We start from the raw sequence: 20,887 nt of genomic DNA, 5'->3' as shown, positions 1-20,887 counted from the left end.
GTTCAACTATTCTATCTGTCTTTTTCCGATTGATTCTGTCTAAATCCCTACTCGTCGAGAAGAAATCTAACAACAAAGTCATACCGCCGATAGCAGACATAAATCGAAATAAGGTACGAAAGAACTCATATAGAACCGTGGCGCCTCTTTTAGTAACTAGACCACAATCAACTGAATAGCCTTTAAGACACCCGAGATGATTATAATCGAGTCTGTAGATACCTCAATTTGTTTTTCTCTCTAATTATCACAGATTCCTTCACCTAACATTATGAGCCCTTTCGATTCAACCTATCTAAGTTTTAAGTGCCTTGTTTATTCCATGTATAAGAAATAGGTAACCATAACATTCTCACCATTTTGATAAACTTTTCTATATTGCAACATTTCTAAAAATGTTCGTAAAAAAAATGTTGATTAATAAACAAAGGAGCATCACCCCATCTAGGGATGATGCTCCTCTTTTATAATTGAATTGCTTATTCTTTATCCTCAGTCGATTCTTCAGCTTCTTCAGAAGAAGCTTCTGATGCTTCCCCTTCAGTTGAACCTTCTTCCGATTCTTCGTCTTCAACTTCTGCAACCGGCTCATTCACAGAGGCGATGTGCATATCTGGTTCAGAGACAATCGTGTACGATTTGTCTTCTGGAAGATCCGCTACCGTCACCGAGTCACCGATTTCGAGGTCTGACACGTCAAGTTCGATGCGTTCAGGGATGTTGGCCGGTGTCGCAGCGACCGTCACTTTATAAAGTGACTGGGCAAGATATCCGCCTTCTTTGACGCCTTTCGCGTCGCCAGTAAGAACGATATCCGCTTCAACTTCTGTCTCTTCATCCATCTTCACGGCCATGAATTCGACGTGCTGATAGAAGTTTGTGAACGGGTCCGTTTCCGATCCGTGCACGAGCGTGTTGATTTTATTTCCATCGTAATGGAGTTCAATCAAGGCATTGTCACCGTGGTCTCGAAGAATTTTACGAAGGTCCATCTCGTCAAATACGATTGGAGTGCTGTCTACTTTGTAGCCGTAGACGACGCCTAACGCTTTACCTTCCTTACGCAACTTCGTGCGCAGTGACCGTGGGCGTAATTCTCGTTTTGATACTTGAAGTTTGTTCGTCATTTTCTTTTCCTCCTACATGGATATACATTTCATGTCGACATCTTGAGGGTGAGGCAGTGAAAAAGCCACCTCTCAACCTCGATGCGTTGAGTGACATGTGTATAGTTTTCCCATGAGGACGGCTGAATAAACGTTACATCGTGTTAAAACAAGGTAACAAGACGATTACATAACGCGTTTAAATAACTTCTCAAGCTCATACGTGCTCCATTTCACGAGAATCGGTCGCCCGTGCGGACACGTAAACGGAGACGTCGTACGACTCAAATCATCAATCAATTGTCGCATCATCTCCATATTGAGTGGATGATTCGCTTTGATCGATCGTTTACACGCCATGAGGATTGATGCTTCTTCGCGATATTTCGCGATGTCGATTGACCGCTGTTGAATGGCCATCTCCACCAAATCACGAATCGTGCCCTCTAAGTCATGTTGCGGATACCATGTCGGAATCTCACGGACAAGGAACGTATTACCCCCAAACGGCTCTAACGTGATGCCTGCATCCGCTAGAAGCGGGAGCACTTCTTCGATAGCGAGCGTCTCTTCTTGCGTGAACTCTAACGTTAAGGGGATCAACAGAAGCTGATACTCTTTTTCCGGACGTCCTAACTGCTCATAGAACAACTCATACTTGATGCGTTCCTGAGCGGCATGTTGGTCCATCACGTACATCCCGTCTTCCGCTCCACAGATGATATAACTCGAATGCAGTTGCCCGATGACGTCTAACGCCGGTAAACGCTCCGACTGACGTACAGACTCCTCGACCTGTTCTGGTTCGAGCATCTCTGCCTCCGGCTCATGAACGAGCGGAGCCGGGTTCCACTGGGATGGTGACGTGAGCGTCTCCTTCCGTTCTCTCGGAATCGGATAGTTCCACTCGACCGGATCTGCCTGTTTAGGTTGGGGCTCCATCGAAAAGTCGAGTTTCGACTGTTCAGAAGGTGTCACACGTTTCGGCTTCGGTTCTTGTTTCACAGACGGAATGAGACGTTGTTCCCGGAGTGTCAATTGAACGGTCTCTCGGATGAGCTGGCATAGTTCTTTTTCTTTCGACAAACGCACTTCACGTTTCGTCGGATGGACGTTCACGTCAATCAACATCGGGTCCATCTTCACTTCGAGCACGGCAATCGGATAACGACCGATCGGTAAGAGCGTATGGTAGCCTTCAAGCACGCTTTGGGTCAGTGCAAAGTTTTTGATGCTTCGACCGTTTAAGATGAGAGTCACGTACTGTTTGTTCGAACGGGTCACTTCCGGTCGCACGAGATGGGCGCTCAGCGTATAATCGTTCGTCTTGCTCGACGCCGTGACGATTTGTGCGGCGACTTGGCGACCATAGATGGCAAGTATCACTTGTTTCAAGTCTCCATTCCCGTTCGTACGCAACAATTCTTTATCTTCATGAAAGACCGTGAATCGAATCTCCGGATGAGACAGCGCTAAACGGTTCAACGTATCGGTAATGCTCGCAAGTTCCGTTGCTGACGTCTTCAAATATTTCAGACGGGCCGGTGTGTTGAAGAAGAGCTGACTAACCGCGATCTCGGTCCCGATGTTCGTAGCTGCCGGATTCGTCGCCTTGACGACTCCACCTTCAAGCGTCATCTCAAAACCATCCTCATCTGCTCGCTTTGATTTCAACAAGACGTGACTAACCGACGCGATCGAGGCGAGCGCCTCACCACGGAAGCCGAGCGTCCGAATGCGGAACAAGTCGTGCTCGTCCCGGATTTTACTCGTCGCATGTCGTAAGAAGGCTCGGGCGGCGTCTTCTTCATGGAACCCATTCCCGTTATCTCGCACTTTGATTAGACGGATGCCCGCCTCTTGTAAGTCGACGTCTACTTTCGTCGCTCCCGCGTCAATCGCATTTTCGACTAATTCTTTCACGACGGAAGCAGGTCGCTCGACGACCTCCCCGGCTGCGATTCGGTTCGCGAGTTGTTCAGGTAACTCTCGAATGATTCCCATCGACTCACCCTTTCTTTGCGGTCTGTTGCAGTTCATACAGCGCCTGCATCGCTTCGATTGGATTCATTGCCAATAAATCGAGTTTGAGTAGCTGTTCTCGAACAGCGTCAGTTGACTCGAACAACGACAACTGGCTGACTTCTTCCACTGGGAGTGGAACAGCCTGCTCGTTTAAAACAGGTTTCGTCGCCTCCGACTCGAGTTCTGACAGAATCGTTCTGGCCCGGTCGATCAACGAATCCGGAAGTTCGGCCAATTCTGCCACATGAATCCCATATGATTTGTCTGCACGTCCTGGATGTACTTCATGCAAGAACACGACACGTCCATCCCGTTCAATCGCCCGGACATGGACGTTCTCGAGCGTCGGAATCGAATCTTCGAGCACTGTCAGTTCATGATAGTGCGTCGAGAAGAGTGTCTTCGCGCCGATTGACGAGGCGATATATTCGACGATTGCCTGTGCGAGCGCCATTCCGTCATACGTCGACGTCCCGCGACCGATTTCATCTAATAAAATCAAACTATGTTCCGTCGCCTCAGTGACGGCTTGGCGCGTCTCGGTCATCTCGACCATGAACGTCGACTGTCCGCTCACCAAATCGTCCGCCGCACCGATTCGTGTAAAGATACGGTCAAAGAGCGGAAGTTCCGCCGCTTCTGCCGGGACGAATGAACCGATTTGATGAAGGATCGCGATCAAGGCAAATTGACGCATGTACGTCGATTTACCGGACATGTTCGGACCCGTGATGAGCAACATTTGACGTGTGTCGTCAAGCGTCAAGTCATTGGCGACATATTCGCCTCGCGGCAAGACCGTCTCAATGACAGGGTGACGGCCACGTTCAATTTGGACGTGAGATGTCGTAACCGGGCGTACGTATTCCCGCTTCTCCGCCACAACGGCAAGAGCGAGGAGCACATCTAATTCACTGAGTGAGCGAGCCAGCTGCTGAAGGGGCTTCGTATACGTCTTCACTTCTTCTCGGAGCGCGACAAATAAGTCATATTCGAGCGTACAGCTCTTCTCTTCCGCACCTAAGATGAGGGCTTCCTTCTCTTTCAGTTCTGGCGTGATGTAACGTTCCGCATTCGTCAACGTCTGTTTCCGCTCATAACGTCCTTCTTCAAGCAACTTCGCATTCGCTTTCGTCACTTCCAAGTAGTAACCAAATACGCGGTTATACCCGACCTTTAACGACTTGATGCCGGTCGCGATGCGTTCCTGTTGCTCGAGGTTGGCAATCCACGATTTTCCGTTCGCTTTCGCTTCTAACAGTTCATCGAGCTCATCCGAATAACCATGACGAATCATCCCGCCCTCTTTAGTCGAAATCGGAGGTGAATCGACAAGGGCAGCCCGGAGCTGTTCACTCAATGTCTCGAACGAGTCAAGATTCTGTTCGATTTGCTGCAAGCGATCGGCTTTCACCGTCTGTAAGAGTGACCGGACAGAAGGCATCCGCTCGAGTGTGTCGCGTAATTGGACAAGGTCTCGCGCATTCGCCGTCCCGTACCCGACTTTCGCGACAAGCCGTTCGATATCGTAGACTCGCTTTAACTCCTCTTGGAGTTGATCGCGCAACATGAAGTCGTCCACTAAGTTCTCAATGGCGTCCTGTCGCTCTTTGATGCCTTGTTCCGTATAAAGTGGCTGTTCAAGCCAACGTTTCAACAATCGACCGCCCATCGCCGTCGTCGTCTCATCGAGGAGAGAAAGGAGTGACCCTTTCCGTTCCCCGGAACGAGCCGAACGGAACAATTCAAGATTTCGGGCCGTATTGGCGTCAAGTTGCATGTGTTGTTCAACTTCATAGGCGACTGCTGGTTGCAAGTGGTCAAGTGAACGTTTCTGTGTTTTCGTCAAATAGGCAAACAGCAATTCAAACGCCGAGCGTTGTGCCTCGTCTTTCGCACCTTGTGCGAGCGGGCTATTCCGCTTGTCCACTTGAATCGAAAGTGGGATTCCGGTCTGTCGCAATAAATCAGCGAGTCGTTCATCCTCGACGATGACCTCGTTCGGAAGCAATCCTTCGATTTCTCGTAACACAGCTTCTTCTGACGAGAGTGTCGTCAACCATGACTCACCGGTCGTGACGTCACCGCGAGCAATTCCGAATCGCCCTGCGACGTCCGAGATGGCGACGAGATATCGGTTTTCTTTTTCACTGAGTGACGCCATGTATGTACCCGGCGTGATCACTTGGATGACTTCCCGCTTCACGAGTCCCTTCGTCGCTTTCGGGTCTTCTGTCTGTTCACAGATGGCGACGTTAAATCCTTTTTCAATCAATTGTTCAATGTAGATGGCTGCGGAATGATGCGGAACGCCACACATCGGGATTGGATGCTCGGCCTGCTTTCCGTTTTTAGAAGTGAGCGTGAGCTCTAACTCTTTTGCAACAATTTGTGCATCTTCAAAAAACAACTCGTAAAAGTCGCCGAGTCGATAGAATAAAAAGGCGTCCGGATAGTCGGCCTTGATAGAGAAATATTGTTTCATCATTGGTGTCTGATGGACTTCTTGCATGTTGATTCACCTCTAGAAAGTACAACAGCTGACCATCGGCCAGCTGTGTCGTTTTAGTATCCGCAGCCGCCGCGTGCTTGTTCAGCCGCCATGCCGCTCCCTGTCTTCCCTGCAAGGACGTCTCCGTCCGTCGATTCGATGATACGGTCCGTCACGGAGTTCGCGAGCGTCACCGTCACGTATTGAAGCAAATCGTTCACTTCGACTTGTGTTTCCTGGAACGCTTGAACGACCGGAATTGAATCGAGTTCTTCCATCGCTTTATCAATCTTTTGCTCGACTTTCGCAAGTGCTTCCGTCTTGCCATAGTGCTTACAGTTGACGGCTTCTTTTTGTAAGAACTTGATTCGTTTAATCAAAGTCTGTACGCGGTCACTTCCGTTTACTTTCGCTTCCGCTTCTTTGAAACGCGCCACTTCTGGTGTTTGTGCTAATACGTCTGCCAATTCTCTTGCTTTTGCAATTACTTGTTGATCGGTCACCATTGTAAACCCCTTTATGTCTATAATGTAATCGTGCTCAAAAGCACGTGAATGTTCTTTCTCATTCTAACATGAACGATTCCGAAACGGTACTAGCGGGATTCGTTGATTCACGTAACATATCGACATGTGGAATACTATCTTCTTGATACACATCACTCGTCCGTTTGAAGCCAAACGAGGCATAAAAAGGTTCCACATACGTCTGCGCTTGCAGGTATAACGTCTCATGTCCAAAATCTTTGATTGCCGCATCCATTAAGAGGCGGGAATACCCTTTCCCTCGATGCGTCGCTTTCGTGACGACACGTCCGATGGCGACCGGAGATGCTTCCGTCAATACGCGAAGGGCGGAGACAATCTCTCCATCTTCTTCAATCCAATAATGGATGGCTTGTTCATCATTTCCATCGATTTCTTGATACGGACAGTTTTGTTCGACGACGAAAATCTCAGTTCGTAACGCCAGTAAGCGATACAACTCAATCGTTGTCAGTTCATCAAATGCTTTTTTCTTCATCATTATTCCCCCTAATCAGTCGTCACCCCGAGTGCTCGAGCGACATGTAATCCGCTCGTCATCGCGCCAATCGTCCCCGCTCCTGGAAATACGGTATCCCCGCACACAAAAAAGTTCGGCAAGTCGGTGCGATAACTCGCAGCGCGAAAGAGCGCCTGGCTAGGAGTCTGCGCATAACCTCCGACTGTCCCATGCGGTCGCTTCGTATACTTCACCCATGCCCCGGGTGCACCGGGAAGGAGAAGTGACGACTCGCGATTCCACGCAGGAAATGCAGTCGCGACAACGTCGACGAGACGATTGGTCCAATCTTTTTCTAGTTTCTCATATGCCGCCCGGTCTTTCCAATCTTGCCATTCCGATAAATCGATATGTGTAGATACCGTGATGGTTCGTTCCGGTCGTTCTGTCCGTAACACGTCGTCTGGCGCGGACATGGAGATGAACGCATGCCCGCTCGGTAATCGCTCGTGATAGATTTGTTGAAACAGCGGTTTCTGTCGACACACATCCTCAGGTAAGACGAGGTACAGACTGAACGTGCCCCATTGTGACTGCTTCAACTGTCTGCGATACTGTCGTTTGAAGCGTCTTTGTTCCTGTCCTCTCAGAAGTTCGCTCGTCCGCTCAATCGGAATGGCGGAAACAATGACATCGACTAGTTCAAGTCGTCCTCTTCGATCGGTGATGAGCCATCCATCCGTCACCTGTTCGATGGATTGGACGTCCCTCCCTAATTTCGTTTCGCCACCAAATGCTCGAACGGCGCGCTCTAACGCATGAGCCAATTGATACAGTCCACCTTCAACATAGTACGCTCCCTCGTGATAGACCGACAGTGCCACTGCACCAAGTAAATGACTCGCTTCTTTCGCACCGGTCTGCAAACTGTCGAGCAGAACGCCATCGATAAATCGCTCGAACATTGTACCGCTTAGTCCATGACGGGCCAACGTGTCGCCGAGTGGACGCTGGAGTTTCATTAGCGCTGTGATTTGATTCGGCCGGAATCCTTTTAGTGCATAGATCATATCCGAGACCGTGCGAAGTGGAAGAGCGGGCAACTGCTGAAACAACGGACGAATCTTCTCAAAATCGCCCCACACTTCACGATAGAATGCATGAATCGCCTGACTGTTCTCAGGGAAAGTGCGACTAAGCTCTTCGAGTAGATGTTTGCGGTCGCGATAGTAGGTGACGGCGACGTCATGAAGATGAATGTCCATCACTTCATCAAGTAAGGTGACCTCGATTGATTCTCCCAATTTCTGAAGGACACGCTGATGGACTCCTCCTCGTTCAAATCCCATTCCTAGTGTCGCACCAGCGGGAAACAAGTAGTCCCCACGTTGAAACTTACCGGCACATCCGCCCCATTCACGTGACGCTTCAAAGACGGTTACGTCATGTCCTTCTTGTTGCGCGAGCGCAGCTGCCGTCAATCCCGCAACGCCCCCACCAATGACCCCGATTTTCATGAACATCCCTCCTCTCTGTATCATACCCGCTCCTTTAAAAAATTGAAGAAATGAATCGGTTTTAGAGATTCGGGATGTCTTTTAAAGGGTTCCCATTCTCTTATGCAGAAATAGTTTACATCTAAAAAGGTAAGGTGATGAAAATGCGTAGTCGTGTCATGGTCTATTTGTTGATTCCCATCCTCATTTTTATTGGTATACTGATTACACCGCCTTCCGAGGAATCGCTCAAACTCGCGACGATGACCGTCGTCAGCATTCAAGAGATGATTCCTTACGAAAAAGAGTATACGGCACAAAAAGTGCTAGAAGAACGAACCCTGGACGACAAATCAGCCACCATCGAAGAATGGCGTCTCGAACAAGGGGCGAGAACGTCTTATAGTTATGTGCTCAGACTGAGAGGATTTGAACATGTGACTCAGATTGATGCAGGGGCAGCCAACACGAGATCGGACGGCTATTACGCGATGCAGGCCCATAGCCCAATCTTTGAGACAGATAAACCGGTATCGACAGACTATCCAATTGTCGTGTTCAGTTCGGAACAACGTCTTGTTATCGGACAGATGGGTGTCCGGGTCATTTACGAAGAGGACGGTCAATTGAAGAAATGGATTGTATTGGAGGATGAATAAGAGTAGATGAACAGCTTAACGATTGATAGCAATCTAAATATGAAACGCATCATGATCATCGGTTCTGGTGGTGCGGGGAAATCCACACTCGCCCGTCAACTCGGTGAACGATTACATCTCGATGTCTATCATTTGGATGCCCTCATGTGGAGACCGGGATGGGTGATGGCACCGAGAGATGAACGAATCGACATCCAACAACAACTCGTGAAGAAAGATAAATGGATCATCGATGGAAACTTCGGGAATACGCTTGATTTACGATTGCAGTCAGCGGACACCGTCATTTTGATCGACCTTCCACGCATCGTCTGTGTATATCGTGTCCTCAAGCGAGTCGTCCGATATCGTGGTACGACGCGACCGGATATGGGCGCATCATGTGAGGAAAAGCTCGACTTCGCATTCCTTAAGTGGGTTTGGAATTTTCCTGCCGTTCAACGGCCTGAGATGGTCAAACGAATCGAACAATATTCTCACGAGAAACAGATCATTGTCTTAAAATCTCAGAAAGATGTTCAAAAATTTATTAATCAAATGAAAAGGCAGGAGTTTCTATGAACCCTATCCTTCACAAAATCGGTACCATTTTCATTCCGGTAAGTGATATTCAAAAAGCGCGTGACTGGTATTGTGATTTATTTGATCTTTCAACAAAAGGAGAGATCTTATTCGACCATTTATATGTCATTCCATTAGAGGGTACTAACCTCGTTTTAGACAGCAAAATCTACTCAACAGAGAACATCATCCAGACACCGCTGTTTCACTTAAATACGCACGATATTCATCAAGCTTATTCTTATATGACTCAACACGACATTGATGTCATCACACCCATCGAGCACGAACATTGGTTCAATTTTAAAGATCTTGATGGAAATGTCATCATGGTATGCAAATGCTAAAATCGGATCCAACCATTAATTCAGACATATCAGGTTATTCAAGTCGATTGTATCAAAGTCTACCTGGAAGAACTGAGCCAGTATAACAATTAAATCAAGTTATATGAGTAAAAAGATTTACTCCCACTTATTAGATGTGAGGTGATCATCTGTTTTTTCTTCAAATGTCTGGAACACCTGGATCAGGAAAATCCACATTGGCTAAACGAATCATCCAACATGTACACGCGGTCGTCATCGATCATGATGTCTCAAAGACCGCCCTACTCCATACGCTTCCTATTGGCAATTTCTCGGATGGAGAAATCGGGAAGATGGCTTATGATGTCGATTGGTCCCTCGTCGAGTATCACCTATCACTTGGACAAAACGTCATTCTCGACAGTCCATGTCTCTATGACGAAATGCTCGATAAAGGGATAGCGATTTGCACCAAGTACGGAGCGACTTATCGTTATATCGAGTGTCGTCATGAAGATCACGAAGAAATTAACGCACGACTTCGAAACCGTGTCAGACGACCGAGTCAAATTGATCAAGTTTCATATAAAAATTGGTCAATGATGAATGAGCACTGCAAACGGCCTACAAACCATCACTACTTACAAACCTATACGATGGACAATAGAGAGATTCCAATCGAGCAAATCATGTCTTATCTTAAGAAAAACTAATAAGAGAACGCTTTCATAACGAAAGTGGTTCTTTTTTTAATATTTTTTGTATTTTTATTCTTTACAATTAATAATTATGCATATACACTTAGTCTCATCTACAACAGGGAGGCATTATACAGTTATGAAAAAATGGTTATTAGCAGTTACGCTCATGATGAGCGCGGCATTACTTGGTGCATGTAGTCAAGAAACAGAAGGTGAAGCGACAGAGCAAAAAACGCTCGTCATGGGGACGAGCGCCGACTACTTCCCATATGAATTTGTCGATACGGCAAATGGGGATGCGATTGTCGGATTTGATATTGAAATCGCGGAGACAATCACAGAACGTCTCGGTTACGAATTGAAGATTGAAGATATGGACTTCGGTAGTTTACTTGGGGCCTTGAATAGCGGACGTGTCGACTTCGTCATGGCCGGGATGACGCCAACAGAAGAGCGTAAAGAGAATGCCGATTTCTCAGACATCTATCTGTCCGCGACAAACTTGATCATGACAAAAGACGAGTCACTTCAGGCAATCGAAGATTTATCTGGTAAGAAAATCGGCGTCCAAACGGCTTCGATTCAAGAAAATATCGCCAAAGAACAAGCTCCAGACGCTGAACTTGTATCGTTGAACAAAATTCCTGAAATCGTTCAAGAGTTGAACACAGGTCGAATCGATGCAATGGTCATCGAAGATACAGTCGCACAAAAGTATTTAGACCAAGATGACAGCCTCTATACATTCGCTTTGAAAGAAGATGGCGAAAAAGGATCGGCTGCTGCCTTCAAATTAGATGATGAGTTACGAAACCAGTTCAACGAAGAGTTGAACAAGATGATGGAGTCAGGTGAAATCGATGAATTGGTGAAAAAATGGTTCTCAATGGAGCCAACTGAATGAGACAAGTCGAGCTACCGATCTACCCCGTCGTTTATCCGACGGGACATCGGTTAAATCAAAATGAAAGTCAGTTCCCGTTACCTGACCGTATCAAGAGTCAGCTTGATTCGTTGACGTATCATGACTTACACGAATATCCGGTCGAACCGATCAATGAATTGTTTGAACGCTACGCTGCGTACGTTGGCGTCACACCCGAGCAATTACTAGTCGGTTGTGGGAGTGATGAGATGATTCATGTCGTGACGCAAGCATTGCTCGCACCACATGATATCGTCTTGTCTCCGGCACCTGACTTTTCGATGTATCCAATCTTCACGACCATCGCACACGGTCATCATGTTCAAGCCGTTAATTTATCGTATGAAGGAATGGTAAAGGCGATTGAGACGCATCATCCAAAACTTCTTCTCCTATCGAATCCGAACAATCCAACCGGAAAGCTGTGGACCGTAGAAGAGTTGACGCATCTCGCCTCACTCGTTCCTTACCTTGTGGTGGATGAGGCGTATATGGACTTCACACCGAATGACAGCATGATCCCGTTTATTGCGAACCATCCGAATCTCATCGTCCTTCGCACGATGTCAAAAGCGTTCGGATTGGCAAACGTACGAATCGGATTCATGGTGACGAATAGCGAGCTCGCACATTACTTCCGTCAATTCATACCTCCATTTAACATTAGCGGGGTGAGCGCGAAGATTTGCAATATCTTCTTAAAAGATGCTACTTATCTTCAAGAAACAATCGAATGGCATGACGAGATGCGTCAAAAGTGGGCGCAAGCCTTTGAATCCATCGGTCATGTCCTCCCTGCATCGACAAACTTCTTGTATATCGAGTTAGAACAACCTGAAGCAGTGTGGGCCCATTTGACCGACTTGAACATACACACGTCGAAACAACCTACGGGGATTCGGGTGACGATTGGTGATGAGACGGCGCTTCATCTTGCATATACAGCTATTCAGAAATACAAGCAATCAAGTCATGTCAAAAACTCCTGAACCACACGTTCAGGAGTTTTTGTCAGTCGATCGTCTTGATCACACGTGCCGGATTTCCTCCGACGACTGTTCGAGATGGCACATCTTTTGTGACGACCGCACCGGATGCGACGACGGCCTCATCCCCAATCGTCACACCGGGATTGATAATCGCCCCTCCACCGATCCACACGCGGTCGCCGATGGTCACCGGCTTCCCGAACTCATATCCTGAGATCCGATCGATCGGATCGATCGGATGTGTCGCCGTATAAATATGTACACCCGGTGCGAGCATGCAGTCATTCCCAAACGTGATGGGACAAATGTCTAGGAAGACACAGTCAAAATTCGCATAGAATCGATCTCCTAAGTGGATGTTATACCCATAATCGCATTTGAAGTTCGGCTCGATATAATACGACCCTTTCGTCGATCCGAGTAACGCACCAAGAATTTCTTTTCGTTCTTCCAAATCATCGATTCCAGAACGATTGAATTGTTCAGTTAATCTCCGGGCATGCTTCCGATCTGCAACGAGCGTTTCATCACCAGCTAAATACAGTTCACCACGAATCATCTTTTCTTTTTCCGACATCATAATCCCTCCTTAAAATTAGTATAGAGGATTTTTCAAGGGTTTAGGGAATAGAGACAAGGATGAGCAGAAGGAGGCAGATCACATGAAACGAATACTGGAATGTCGAGCAAGTGATTTTATCACGTTTAATCGTCAAGATTTAGTCGATTCGATTCGAAAAGCAGAAGGTCGAACGGTCATGGCCGAGGTCATCCCGACGGTGCAACCGCTGTATCCAGAAGTGACGAACGCAGAACTAGCGCGAGCATTCGGTGCCGACTTGATTTTATTGAACATGATCGATGTGTTTCATCCTTACATTAAAGGACTTGAAAGTCATGCGTTATTCGGGGAGATGCCGGGTGATGAGATGAGCGATCATCCTATTCTCGAACTAAAACGACTGATTGGATTGCCAATTGGAGTCAACTTGGAACCTGTTGATTTTTCAGAGAAGTCGTCCGAGATGAATGAAGTAAAACGAGGCAGACTCGCTTCAATCGAAGCGTTCCAAAAAGCATCGGAGCTCGGGATTGACTTCGTCTGTTTGACAGGCAATCCGAATACCGGGGTCACGAATGAAGCAATCGAACAAGCAATCATCCAAGCACGTCGTGAATTCGCAGGGGTCATTATTGCCGGGAAAATGCATCAAGCCGGTGCAGGCAATGTGTTGGACCGCGACGCGTATATCCGCTTCGTCGAAGCTGGCGCAGATATCATCCTCCTTCCGGCTCCAGGCACTGTACCTGGCGTCCGTGAAGAATCGTTTCACGAACTCGTTCAGGAATTGCAAGTGCTCGGCGCTCTCACGTTAGCAGCGATCGGAACGTCACAAGAAGGCGCAGATGTCGAGACCGTTCGGGAGATCGCACTCTCTTCAAAACGAGGCGGAGCGGATATCGTGCATATTGGTGACGCCGGACTGTCCGGAATTGCCGTACCAGAGAACATTCAGGCACTGTCCATTGCGATTCGCGGACGACGCCATACGTACATTCGCATGGCCGCCTCGGTCAATCGGTAACACAAAAGAGGAAGGAGCGCGTCTCCTTCCTCTTTCTTTTACCATTCCGTGACGTCTCGACGCGGTTTCGCCGGTGTGGTAGTACCGTGACGCTTGGCGAGTAACGCTTCCACATCCTCTAAACGAACACCTTTGGCTGCTAACAAGACGAGTAAGTGATACAGAAGGTCGGCTGACTCTTCAACCAAGTCTTCATCCGTCATAGCAGCAATGACGACCTCGAACGCTTCTTCCCCGAACTTTTTCGCGATTTTTTCAACGCCTTGTTCCAATAAATAAGTCGTATACGAACCTTCTTTCGGTTCATTTTTTCTAGATCGAATCAATTGTTCCAATTCATGAATCATACGTTCACCTCCGTAAAGAAACAGCTTCGATTACCGGTATGACACGTCGGGCCGTTCGCATGAACTCGAACGAGAAGCGCATCCTGATCACAGTCGATGTGGATGCTGACGACGTCTAGTGTATTCCCGCTCGTCTCGCCTTTCATCCAAAGCCGACCTTTTGAACGAGACCAGAACGTGACGACCCGTTCACGAAGCGTCTGTCGGATTGCCTCATCATTCATATATCCGAGCATGAGGACCGCCCCGTCGTCGTCTGAGACGATGATGGCGGGAATCAGTCCATTTTCGTCGAAACGAACCGCATCGGCAAGTTGTGACTCGTGCATACGTGCTTCACCTCTTCTACTGTCGTTTTTCGGTCATGTAAGATGGATGCAAGTAATGCGGCATCGACTTTCTCAAGCGCTTCGACTACGTGCTCGGCATTGCCTGCCCCACCGGATGCGATAATCGGAATGTCGACGACTTCACGAAGTTGTTCTAAAATCGAAAGGTCATAACCGCTCTGCTTTCCATCTTGGTTCATGGACGTGACAAGAAGTTCACCCGCCCCGAGCGCGGCCACTTGTTTCGCCCATTCGACCGCCAACAGGTCCGTCTTCTGTTTTCCACCATATGTGTACACATAATATTCGCCATCTTCAAACTTTACGTCGATTGCGACGACGATACATTGCGAACCGAAACGATCGGCCGCTTCACGAATGAGACTTGGGGATTCTACAGCGAGCGTGTTTAACGATACTTTGTCCGCCCCTGCTTTTAATAGTGACGAGATATCCTCGAGTGAACGAATCCCGCCACCGACCGTCAGCGGGATGAATACTTTCCGCGCCACCGCACTGACGACATCGAGCATCGTCTGGCGACGTTCTGTACTTGCCGTGATATCGAGAAAGACAAGTTCATCGGCTCCGGACTCATCGTAATATTTCGCGATTTCGACCGGATCACCGATGTCTCGTAATTGTACGAACTCAATCCCTTTGACGACACGACCTTCTTTCACGTCAAGACATGGAATAATTCTGCGTTTAAGCATATCGCGCCTCCCATTCAATCAGTTCCTCGATGCTCACCTTACCGGACAGAAGTGCTTTCCCGACGACAGCCTCATCAATTTTCGCCATCTTCAGTTCCTTTACGTCCTCTTCAGTCGTCACACCGCCTGAGGCGATCAATGTGACGTTGACGATTTGACGTAACGCCTTCATGCGAGAAACGTTCGGTCCATTCAGTTTCCCATCGGATCCGATATCGGTATATAGAATCGTCTCGATACCCCGTTTGACAAGGTCTTGTGCGACCGAGATGTCATCGAGTTTTGTCGCTTCCTGCCATCCGTTAATGGCGACCTTCCCGTCATAGGCATCGAGTGCCACAGCGATTCGCTTGCCATACTTTTCAATCGCCTTGTCCAGAAAGTCAGGATCCGTAAACGCCTTCGTCCCTAAAAGGACGCGATCCGCACCGGTTTCCATGACCGCATCAAGTGCGGCTTCTGAACGAATTCCTCCTCCTGTCTGGACAAGGAACCCTAGAGACTTCGCATAACGGACAACGTCTAAATGACGCGGCTCACCTGCCTTGGCCCCTTCTAAATCAATCAAGTGAATCATCGGGACCTTCCCTTGCCACGCTTTTAATAATTCATACGGATCTCCGTATTGTTCTTCCGTAGAAAAATCACCTTCCGTCAAACGGACGATCTTGCCTCCAATCAAATCAATGGCGGGTAGTAATCTCACGCTCGACCGCCTCCTTCCATTCTTGAAGTAAGCTGAGACCAAATGTCCCGCTCTTTTCCGGGTGGAACTGCATGCCCGTCACGAGCCCTTTTTGAACGATTGCCGGAACTTTCTCACCCATATAATCAGCTGCCGCCACGATGTAATCGTCGGCCGTCACGGCATGGTAAGAGTGGACAAAATAGACATCCTCATCGCGAAGGATCGAGTTCCATCCGACGTGTGGGAGACGCTTCGCTCGCATCCGTTCGACCGTTCCCGGAATCAACCCGAGACCTTTTGTCGGCATACCTTCCGTGCTCGAATCAAACAAGAGCTGCATCCCAAGACAGATCCCTAAAAACGGCTTTTCCGTCGCCATCTGTTGCAATAGGGGGATAAGACCCGTCTGTTCGAGCGATTGCATCGCTTGCGGGAAGGCACCGACCCCAGGAAGTAAAACGGCATCCGCCTCTTCAATTTGATTTGCATCGTTCGTGATCACGACGTAGCAACCGATGGCTTGTAACGCACGTTCGACGTTAAATACGTTTCCCATACCATAATCGATGACCGCTACTTTCATCCTTCGATCCATCCTTTCGTAGAAGGGAGACGGTTCGTCCCATCGCTAGAGACCGCTTCGGCAAGCGCTCGTCCGAACGCTTTGAACAACCCTTCAATCATGTGATGTGAGTTCGACCCGTACAGAACAGAAAGGTGAAGTGTGAGTCGACCATTCATGGCAACGGCACGGAAAAATTCCTCAGCGAGTTCGGTATCAAAGTCACCAAGCTTCGGATTGTGAATATCCGCTTGATAGACGAGAAATGGGCGTCCTGACACATCAATGACCGCTCGCGCTAGCGTCTCATCCATTGGCATGTAACTCGACCCGTAGCGGCGAATTCCGACTTTATCCCCGAGTGACTTGGCGATGAGCTGACCGAGTGCGATCCCGACATCCTCGACCGTATGGTGGGCATCGACCCACGTATCGCCTTCGACTTTCACGTCTAAATCCATCTGACTGTGAAAAGCGAGCAACGTCAACATGTGATCGAAGAAGCCGACCCCCGTTTGAATGGAGCTTTCACCCGTTCCGTCTAGATTTAATCGAATGTCAATATTCGTTTCTTTCGTTTCACGTTTTAGTTCAGCTGTTCTCAACAGAATTCACCTCTTCAATCGTTTGTCGGATCAAGGCATACGCCTCGTCTGTCCCTGCACTGACACGTAGTCCATCGGGAAAAGCACGTACATGGACCCCTTTATCAAGGAAGCGGGATGCCCATCCTTCACTATCATCCGTTTTGACATAAATGAAGTTGGCACGGCTCGGTAAAATCTCACCGACTGGTCGTAACAACTCCGTTAACTTCTCACGTTGCGCCGCATGGAACTGAATCGACTCTTGAATATAAGATTCATCTCGTAAGACGACGTTGGCGACAGCGGCACTGAGACCACTGACATTGAATGGCGAACGGAAGCGGTCAATCTGTTCGATGATTTCTTCAGATGCAATCATGAAACCAATCCGGAGGTTCGCTAGACCGAACGCCTTCGATAACGTCCGTAAGATGATGACGTTCGAATATTCGTTCAAGCGAGACACAAATGAGTCCTTCATTGTGAAATCAATATACGCTTCATCCACGACGAGGTACGGTACACGTGTCGCAATGTCAGACAATTCGTCTAGTGTCCACATCTTTCCGGTCGGGTTATTCGGATTCGAGATCAAGACGAGTTTAGGGTCTGTTGTTCGAATGACCTCAGTCAACGTCTCGTAACGCAAACCCTGTTCGTCCGGTTGTGTGAAATGCCCTCTGGCAATTTGTGTATAGATGCCATACATCGAAAAGTCTGGGGCCGGTGCGACCACACGGTCTTCCGTATCCAAAATCGCCTGACTCAAGATGGCCAATAGCTCATCGCTCCCGCTGCCGACCATGAGTTGCGTCGGCTCGACTCCCGCATAGTCAGCATAGCTCGCTTTTAAAGCGAGCAATTCTTCGACTGGGTAACGGCTGAGTGCCTCGAGTGATACGTCTCGAATAGCTCGTTCGAGACGTTCTGGTAACGGATATTGGCTTTCATTTTGATTGAGCGCATATCCCGAAGCGGCATGAGGTACATAGCGTGGGATATTTTGATAATTTCGTCTCATATGTCCTCCATCCGAACAGCCATCGCACGGGCGTGTCCTTCTAATAGTTCTTGTTTGGCGATTCGAATCGCTGCCTTTGTAATCGTCTCATCAAGTTCTGTCATCTCAAGGAACGTCTGACGGCGATAAAAATCATCGACCGATAGTCCACTAGAGAAGCGGGCCGTCCCGCTCGTCGGCAAGACGTGGTTCGGTCCAGCGATATAGTCTCCAAATGCTTCGGCTGCCTCATGTCCGAGGAAGAACGAACCACCGTGACGGATCGCCCGCATCAACACCTCAGGATCTTTGACGGCCAACTGGACGTGCTCCGCGGCCATCGTATTCGCGTACTCGATTGCATCCTCGATTGTCCGGTACAAGACGCCGCCACGCTTCAACGATTCTCTCGCAATGTCCTGGCGTGGTAATAGCACTAATTGTCGCTCAAGTTCTTGCTCGATTTGGTTGCTGAGTGTTTCTGACGTGACAAGCGCAATCGCAGTCGCCTCGACGTCATGTTCCGCTTGTGCGAGCAGGTCGGCGGCAACCCACTTCGGGTTCGCCGTCTCATCGGCAATGATCAACACTTCGGACGGTCCCGCGACCGAGTCGATTCCCACGATGTGTGAGACGAGTGCCTTCGCCGTCGCGACATATGCATTTCCTGGGCCGACAATCTTATCAACCGGACGAATCGTTTCCGTCCCGTATGCGAGTGCTGCCACGGCTTGGGCTCCACCGACCAGAAAACACTCATCGGCACCTGCGATTTTTGCTGCAATCAAGAGGGAAATATCAATCCCATCTGCTTTTGGTGGGGTGACCATGACGACTCGTTTAACGCCAGCTACTTTCGCCGGAATGATGTTCATGAGGACGCTCGACGGATAGACGGCAGTCCCACCCGGTACATAAACTCCGACCGAATCAAGTGGCATATAGCGTCTCCCAAGTCGGAACATCGTATCTTCGAACACATCGTCTTGTCGGACTTGACGCGCGTGAAATGCACGAATCCGTTCCGCCGCTAATGTAAGCGCCTCTGTCAATTCAGCATACTCAGCTGGCGGATTAAAGATGGCCAAATCGACCGATTCAATTCGGTCGACCCCGTCGAATTGTTTCGTCCACTCAAGCAGCGCTTCGTCTCCGCGGGCCTCGATCGATTCCACGATCGGTTTCACGGCTTCGGCCCAAGCTTCGCGCCTTGAGCGATTCGTTTCTGTACTCATACGTTCTCCTCCTGACTCATCTTTCGAATCCAGGTCTTCAATTCGTCAGGCTGTTCCGCTAAAGCTGTCTCACTCGTGATGAATTTTGCATTGATTGAAAAAATCGTCTCGTATTCTTCCAAGTCGTTTGCAGCCAACGTCGCGCCTGTCTCGACGATGTCGACGATGCAATCAGCGAGTCCCGTTAACGGAGCCAGTTCGACCGACCCGTTCAACGCGATGACTTCTACGTTTTGTCGCTTCGATGCAAAGTGTGATATGGCGATATTCGGATATTTACTCGCCACTTTCAATTTCTTTGTGCCGTTGCGTCGAACTTTTGGACCACAGACGGCCATTCGACAGCGACCGAACGGTAAATCGACGACTTCGAGTACGCCTGGCGTTTTTTCTCGTAAAATATCACCGCCGACAATGCCGACATCAGCCGCTCCATGCATCACATATTTATAGACGTCGTCCCCTTTGACGAAAATGAATTCATGATTTCCTGCTTGTACCGTCAACTCACGTCCCCGCTTCTCTGGCCATACGGGTAAGTCACGTTCGACAAAAAATTGACGGGCTGCTTTTTCAATCCGACCTTTCGCGACCGCTACTTTCATTTGATCACCTCATCTAACTGTTCTAAATCGAGCGACATGCCGAACGCTCGTCTCGAGTGTCCAAAATGTCCATACAGTGAATCATATCGTCCTCCTGAAAGGACACGCTTGCCTTCAACACTTCCCGTCACGGTCAATCCTGAATAGTAATCAAAGTCTCCCGTTTGACCGAAGTCGTAAGACACCTCTAAACCAATAGTACGTAAGTGTTGTACCGCCTCGTCCACTTCACCGATGGCTTCTTTTAAAGACTCTGGTGCCTCAGACCGTAATTCTTCGAGTGCAGAATTCCCAATTAAAAAGGGCAGCTTCGCAATCAACGGATAGCGATACGTCTCTGCTAATTCACGTAATGATTCTAAGTTTCGAAGTGCTAAGATTTTTCGGAATGTCCGTTCCTGAATCCCTGTCTCTTTCGCGATGAGCGAGATGACGGCTGCTGACCCGATTTTGATGGTCAAACGTTCGGTAGGCAGGACTCCTTCCGTCATATCGAGAAAGGACTCAATCAGATGACTGTCCTTCTCTTCGCCATCGACCCATTCAAGTCCAAGCTGTTGCCGTTCGTGGGGTTGTCCGGAATGTTTGACCGTCCGACGATAGACGGCACCAGCGTAAGCGACACGCATCGGTTCATGACCGTCTGCTAACTTTCTTGCGATTTGTAGTGTATAGTCAGGGCGCATGACGAGAAGTTCCCCGTCGTTCCCGAACAATCGATAATAGGCTGACTCGTCAAAGAGCGCTAAATTTTGATAATGTGAATAGTATTCGAGAAGCGGTGGATCGATGACTGCGTAGCCGCTCGACTCTGCCTTCTCTAAAAATGACAACATCCATCGTTTTGGACGGATGACATCTCCTGATTGAAGTTCATACCAGCCTTCTGGAATCGAACCTTTTGAATTTGACCAAATCATCATAACCACCCTTTATCTTGTTATCACTTTACCAAACTAAAGTATTGTGTTAAATTTATCAAACAGA

At 48.5% G+C, this 20,887-nt stretch carries 22 protein-coding genes and 1 pseudogene; 7 read left to right on the top strand and 16 right to left on the bottom strand.

What is annotated here, in order from left to right:
- Positions 1-479: 479 nt before the first annotated feature.
- The 6 genes from F3H97_RS04030 to F3H97_RS04005 form a co-directional block, all read right to left on the bottom strand.
- Positions 480-1,127, bottom strand: a complete 648-nt coding sequence (locus tag F3H97_RS04030; protein WP_196430616.1) for a 50S ribosomal protein L25/general stress protein Ctc — start codon at positions 1,125-1,127, stop codon at positions 480-482.
- A 165-nt stretch (positions 1,128-1,292) separates the two neighbouring features.
- A complete protein-coding gene (gene mutL / locus F3H97_RS04025) occupies positions 1,293-3,110 on the bottom strand; it encodes a DNA mismatch repair endonuclease MutL (protein WP_196430615.1) in 1,818 nt (605 codons plus the stop codon).
- Between the two features lie 4 nt (positions 3,111-3,114).
- Positions 3,115-5,643 (bottom strand): DNA mismatch repair protein MutS, encoded by a 2,529-nt coding sequence (mutS, locus tag F3H97_RS04020; RefSeq protein ID WP_196430614.1) that lies wholly within the window; start codon positions 5,641-5,643, stop codon positions 3,115-3,117.
- A gap of 53 nt (positions 5,644-5,696) precedes the next feature.
- Positions 5,697-6,128: a YlbF/YmcA family competence regulator gene (locus F3H97_RS04015; protein WP_012726155.1), complete on the bottom strand. Its 432-nt coding sequence runs from the start codon at positions 6,126-6,128 to the stop codon at positions 5,697-5,699.
- A 58-nt stretch (positions 6,129-6,186) separates the two neighbouring features.
- Positions 6,187-6,645 (bottom strand): GNAT family N-acetyltransferase, encoded by a 459-nt coding sequence (locus tag F3H97_RS04010; protein ID WP_196430613.1) that lies wholly within the window; start codon positions 6,643-6,645, stop codon positions 6,187-6,189.
- 11 nt (positions 6,646-6,656) lie between these two features.
- Entirely contained in the window at positions 6,657-8,123 is a 1,467-nt protein-coding gene (locus tag F3H97_RS04005; RefSeq protein WP_196430612.1) for a phytoene desaturase family protein, read from the bottom strand.
- A 137-nt stretch (positions 8,124-8,260) separates the two neighbouring features.
- Here F3H97_RS04005 and F3H97_RS04000 point away from each other — a divergent pair, with 137 nt between their 5' ends.
- The 6 genes from F3H97_RS04000 (at position 8,261) to F3H97_RS03975 (ending at position 12,245) form a co-directional block, all read left to right on the top strand.
- Complete coding sequence (locus tag F3H97_RS04000; RefSeq protein ID WP_196430611.1) at positions 8,261-8,761, top strand: hypothetical protein; 501 nt, start codon at positions 8,261-8,263, stop codon at positions 8,759-8,761.
- A 39-nt stretch (positions 8,762-8,800) separates the two neighbouring features.
- On the top strand, positions 8,801-9,322 hold the full coding sequence (locus F3H97_RS03995) for a DNA topology modulation protein (RefSeq protein WP_196431835.1): 522 nt from the start codon (positions 8,801-8,803) through the stop codon (positions 9,320-9,322).
- The gene (locus tag F3H97_RS03990; protein WP_196430610.1) at positions 9,319-9,669 is read left to right on the top strand and encodes a VOC family protein; all 351 of its coding nucleotides are present in this window, start codon (positions 9,319-9,321) and stop codon (positions 9,667-9,669) included. The genes F3H97_RS03995 and F3H97_RS03990 overlap by 4 nt, the downstream gene beginning before the upstream one ends.
- Positions 9,670-9,833: 164 nt before the next feature.
- A complete protein-coding gene (locus F3H97_RS03985) occupies positions 9,834-10,343 on the top strand; it encodes a P-loop nucleotide/nucleoside kinase family protein (protein WP_255541904.1) in 510 nt (169 codons plus the stop codon).
- Positions 10,344-10,467: 124 nt separating this feature from the next.
- Positions 10,468-11,235, top strand: a complete 768-nt coding sequence (locus F3H97_RS03980; RefSeq protein ID WP_196430608.1) for a transporter substrate-binding domain-containing protein — start codon at positions 10,468-10,470, stop codon at positions 11,233-11,235.
- The gene (locus F3H97_RS03975; protein ID WP_196430607.1) at positions 11,232-12,245 is read left to right on the top strand and encodes a pyridoxal phosphate-dependent aminotransferase; all 1,014 of its coding nucleotides are present in this window, start codon (positions 11,232-11,234) and stop codon (positions 12,243-12,245) included. The genes F3H97_RS03980 and F3H97_RS03975 overlap by 4 nt, the downstream gene beginning before the upstream one ends.
- A 22-nt stretch (positions 12,246-12,267) precedes the next feature.
- Here F3H97_RS03975 and F3H97_RS03970 read toward each other — a convergent pair whose 3' ends face one another.
- Positions 12,268-12,822, bottom strand: coding sequence for a maltose acetyltransferase domain-containing protein (locus tag F3H97_RS03970; protein WP_304999660.1), 555 nt, complete (start codon positions 12,820-12,822; stop codon positions 12,268-12,270).
- Between the two features lie 85 nt (positions 12,823-12,907).
- Between F3H97_RS03970 and F3H97_RS03965 the strand changes: the two genes are divergently transcribed.
- The gene (locus F3H97_RS03965) at positions 12,908-13,831 is read left to right on the top strand and encodes a DUF7916 family protein (RefSeq protein WP_196430605.1); all 924 of its coding nucleotides are present in this window, start codon (positions 12,908-12,910) and stop codon (positions 13,829-13,831) included.
- A gap of 38 nt (positions 13,832-13,869) precedes the next feature.
- Here the strand turns inward: F3H97_RS03965 and hisIE are convergent.
- The 9 genes and pseudogenes from hisIE to F3H97_RS03915 all read right to left on the bottom strand — a co-directional run bounded on the left by hisIE (position 13,870) and on the right by F3H97_RS03915 (position 20,820).
- Positions 13,870-14,507: pseudogene (hisIE, locus tag F3H97_RS15020) on the bottom strand (bifunctional phosphoribosyl-AMP cyclohydrolase/phosphoribosyl-ATP diphosphatase HisIE).
- Entirely contained in the window at positions 14,456-15,223 is a 768-nt protein-coding gene (hisF, locus tag F3H97_RS03950) for an imidazole glycerol phosphate synthase subunit HisF (RefSeq protein ID WP_196430603.1), read from the bottom strand. Before hisF ends, hisIE begins: the two are co-directional and overlap by 52 nt.
- Positions 15,216-15,929, bottom strand: a complete 714-nt coding sequence (gene hisA / locus F3H97_RS03945) for a 1-(5-phosphoribosyl)-5-[(5-phosphoribosylamino)methylideneamino]imidazole-4-carboxamide isomerase (protein WP_031423919.1) — start codon at positions 15,927-15,929, stop codon at positions 15,216-15,218. The genes hisF and hisA overlap by 8 nt, the downstream gene beginning before the upstream one ends.
- Positions 15,907-16,494 carry an imidazole glycerol phosphate synthase subunit HisH gene (gene hisH / locus F3H97_RS03940; protein WP_078146782.1) on the bottom strand — a complete coding sequence of 196 codons (588 nt, stop codon included), beginning with the start codon at positions 16,492-16,494 and terminating at the stop codon, positions 15,907-15,909. The genes hisA and hisH overlap by 23 nt, the downstream gene beginning before the upstream one ends.
- Positions 16,491-17,078, bottom strand: a complete 588-nt coding sequence (gene hisB / locus F3H97_RS03935) for an imidazoleglycerol-phosphate dehydratase HisB (protein ID WP_196430602.1) — start codon at positions 17,076-17,078, stop codon at positions 16,491-16,493. The genes hisH and hisB overlap by 4 nt, the downstream gene beginning before the upstream one ends.
- Entirely contained in the window at positions 17,065-18,081 is a 1,017-nt protein-coding gene (locus F3H97_RS03930; RefSeq protein ID WP_196430601.1) for a pyridoxal phosphate-dependent aminotransferase, read from the bottom strand. Before F3H97_RS03930 ends, hisB begins: the two co-directional genes overlap by 14 nt.
- On the bottom strand, positions 18,078-19,295 hold the full coding sequence (gene hisD, locus F3H97_RS03925; RefSeq protein ID WP_196430600.1) for a histidinol dehydrogenase: 1,218 nt from the start codon (positions 19,293-19,295) through the stop codon (positions 18,078-18,080). Before hisD ends, F3H97_RS03930 begins: the two co-directional genes overlap by 4 nt.
- Complete coding sequence (gene hisG, locus F3H97_RS03920; RefSeq protein WP_196430599.1) at positions 19,292-19,900, bottom strand: ATP phosphoribosyltransferase; 609 nt, start codon at positions 19,898-19,900, stop codon at positions 19,292-19,294. The genes hisD and hisG overlap by 4 nt, the downstream gene beginning before the upstream one ends.
- Positions 19,897-20,820 carry an ATP phosphoribosyltransferase regulatory subunit gene (locus F3H97_RS03915; protein WP_159562165.1) on the bottom strand — a complete coding sequence of 308 codons (924 nt, stop codon included), beginning with the start codon at positions 20,818-20,820 and terminating at the stop codon, positions 19,897-19,899. The genes hisG and F3H97_RS03915 overlap by 4 nt, the downstream gene beginning before the upstream one ends.
- Between the last annotated feature and the right edge of the window lie 67 nt (positions 20,821-20,887).

Origin of the sequence: Exiguobacterium sp. SRB7LM, from assembly GCF_015712685.1 — a bacterium.
GTDB classification, from domain to species: domain Bacteria; phylum Bacillota; class Bacilli; order Exiguobacteriales; family Exiguobacteriaceae; genus Exiguobacterium; species Exiguobacterium profundum.
Note: the sequence above shows the minus strand (reverse complement) of the source record. Positions and strands in the feature narration are given on the sequence as shown.